Origin of the sequence: Microbacterium sp. BF1 (assembly GCF_019279095.1) — a bacterium.
Lineage (GTDB): Bacteria > Actinomycetota > Actinomycetes > Actinomycetales > Microbacteriaceae > Microbacterium > Microbacterium maritypicum.
In genome coordinates this window covers 1-3,296 of the sequence record NZ_JAGYWT010000268.1, presented here as the reverse complement: position 1 = coordinate 3,296, position 3,296 = coordinate 1, and the positions used below count along the sequence as shown (strand labels likewise).

Annotated in this window: 1 protein-coding gene; it reads left to right on the top strand. The window is 67.6% G+C overall.

The window, feature by feature from the left end; all coding sequences use genetic code 11:
- On the top strand, positions 1–3,296 hold a 3,296-nt coding region (locus KZA10_RS10160; RefSeq protein WP_218682800.1), incomplete at both ends, for an ExeM/NucH family extracellular endonuclease.

Sequence of the window (3,296 nt, the reverse complement as noted above, 5' to 3'; positions counted from 1 at the left end):
GTCTGCCCGCTCAGCGTGGAGACCGTGCAGGTCGAGGGCGTCGTCACCGCCGACTACCGCACCGGCGGCTACAAGGGCATCGTCATCCAGACGCAGGGCTCCGGCGGCGCGACGGATGCGACTCCCGGCGCCTCGGACGGCGTGTTCGTCTTCCTGAACGCCTTCAACCCCACTCTCGCGATCGGCGACCTCGTCTCGGTGACCGGCGCTGTGAGCGAGTACTTCGGGCAGACGCAGATCAACCCGGCCGCGGCCGGTGATGTCTCCGTCGTGACCGCTGGCGTCGGCGTTCCCGCCGTCACCCCGCTGCCCGCCGCGGCGCAGGGCGCCGACCGTGAGCAGTACGAGAACATGTACGTGGCGCCGGAGGGGACCTACCGTCTCGCCTCCAGCCATCAGCTGTTCAACTTCGGCACGCTCTGGCTGAACGCCGGCGACGCACTCGCCGTCAAGAGCACCGAGACCACGCGTCCGGGCGACGCGGCCGCAGCGATCGCGGCAGCGAACCGCGCCAACCGCATCCTGCTCGATGACGGCTGGTCCATCCAGGTCACGAACAACGGCCACCCCGGTGAGCAGCCCTACTTCACCAAGGACACGGTGGTCCGAAACGGCGACACCGTCGACTTCGGCGACAACGGCTACGTGCTGCAGTGGGGCTTCAACGACTGGCGCCTGCAGCCGGTCGTGCCGATCGACGACTCCTCGTCGGCCGACCTCAAGGTCGGCTTCGAGGCGACGAACCCCCGCACCGACAGCGCACCGTCCGTGGGCGGCGACGTCCAGGTGGCGTCCTTCAACGTCTACAACTACTTCACGACGCTGAAGAGCGAGAACTCGAGCGCTCGGGGCGCGGCGAACGCGGCGCAGTTCGCGATCCAGAAGTCCAAGATCGTCGCGGCGATCAACGGACTCGACGCCGACATCGTCTCGCTCATGGAGATCGAGAATTCGGTCAAGCTGGGCAAGCCCATCGACACGGCCCTCAAAGACTTGGTCGCCGGGCTCAACGCCGACGCCGGCAGCGACGTGTGGGGTTACGTGCCCACGCCCTCCGCGTTGAACGACGCGGCGACCACCGACTTCATCACCAACGCGATCATCTACAAGAAGGACGCGGTCAAGCGTGTCGGCGACAGCGCCACCGTCACCGACGAGACGGTGTGGGGCAACGCCCGCGAGCCGATCGCCCAGGCGTTCGACATCGACGGCCGCGTCGTCACCGTCGTCGCGAACCACCTGAAGTCGAAGTCGCCGCCCGAGGGCGCGGGGGCGGAGCCGGCCGACGGCCAGGGCTTCTTCAACGCCGACCGCGTGAAGCAGGCGAACGCGATCCTCACCTTCACCGCTGAGCTCGAGCAGACGACCGGTAGCGGCGACATGCTGCTGATCGGCGACTTCAACGCCTACGGCAAGGAAGACCCGATCGACGTCTTCACCTCCAACGGGTGGAGCGACCTCGTCGCCGACAAGGCCTCCGGTCAGTACACGTACACGTTCGACGGCGAGCTCGGCTCGCTCGACCACGTGATCGCGTCGCCGTCGCTCGCCTCGTCGATCACGGGCGCGGGCGTGTGGGGCATCAACTCGCCGGAGTGGAGCGACCGCGGCTACGCGTTCGGTGCCACCGAGCAGGGAACGCCCTACCGCTCCAGCGACCACGACCCGATCATCGTGGGCGTCTCCTCGGAGATCCCGCCCGTGAGCATCGACGTCGTCACGGTCAACGACTTCCACGGTCGGATCGAGGCCGACGGCGCTGCCGCGGGTGCTGCGGTCCTCGCCGGTGCGGTCAAGCAGTTCCGCGAGGCGAACCCGAACACGATCTTCGCCGGAGCCGGCGATCTGATCGGTGCATCCACGTTCACCTCCTTCATCAACGACGACAACCCCACGATCGACGCGCTCAACGCGGCCGGCCTCGACGTCAGTGCGGCGGGCAACCACGAGTTCGACCAGGGCTGGGAAGACCTTCGCGACCGCGTGCAGGAGCGCGCGGACTGGGAGTACATCTCCTCGAACGTGTTCGTCACCGAGACCGGCGAGCCCGCGCTCGCACCGGCCTGGGTGAAGGAGCTCGACGGGGTCAGGGTCGGATTCGTCGGTGCGGTCACCGAAGACCTCGACTCGCTCGTCTCGCCCGAGGGCATCAAGGACCTCGAGGTCCGCAGCATCGTCGACTCCGTGAACGCGGTGGCCGACGATCTGCGCGACGGCGACGAGTCCAACGGCGAGGCGGATGTCGTCATCCTGCTCGTCCACGAGGGCGCTTCCAGCGTCGAGCTGTCCAGCATCACGCCGGACTCGCCCCTGGGCGAGATCGTCTACGGCGTCGATGACGACGTGGATGCCATCGTGTCGGCGCACACCCACCTCGCCTACAACCACGTGATCGACGGCCGTCCGGTCGTCTCCGCGGGGCAGTACGGCGAGAACCTGGGCCTGATGAACATCAAGGTCGACCCGAAGACGAAGGACCTGATCTCGATCACCAACGAGATCAAGCCCCTCACCGCTGCGGGCAAGCCGCTGTATCCGGCCGTCCCCGAGGTGGCCGACATCGTCGCCAAGGCGAAGGCCGAGGCCGATGTGCTGGGCGCGATCAAGGTCGGAGACATCACCGCCGACTTCAACCGCGCGCGTCAGACGAACGGATCCGAGAACCGCGGTGGCGAGTCCACCATCGGCAACTTCGTCGCCGACGTGCAGAAGTGGTCCACGGGTGCCGATGTGGCGATCATGAACCCGGGTGGTATCCGGGCGAACCTCACGTACGCTTCGGCCGGAGCATCCGATCCCGATGGCAACGTCACGTACCGCGAGGCGGCGACGGTCCAGCCGTTCGCGAACACGCTGGTGACGCTGACGCTCACGGGTGCGCAGCTGAAGGGCGTGCTCGAGGAGCAGTGGCAGCCGGCGGGTTCGGCTCGCCCGTTCCTGAAGCTCGGCGTCTCGGAGGGGCTGGTCTACACCTACGACCCCGCCGCGGCACAGGGGTCACGGATCACCTCGATCACGCTCAACGGCACACCGCTCGACCCGGCGGCGAACTACACCGTCGCTGCCAACTCGTTCCTCGCGGCCGGTGGAGACAACTTCTTCACCTTCAAGCAGGGCACGGGCAAGCGCGACACCGGCAAGATCGACCTGCAGTCCATGGTCGACTGGTTCGACGCGAACAAGACCGCGAGCCCCGACTATGCCCAGCGCGCGGTCGGCGTGGCGATCACCCCTGCGGACGCCGACGGCTACAGCGCCGGCGACCAGGTCACCGTGTCGCTCTCCTCGCTGGCGTT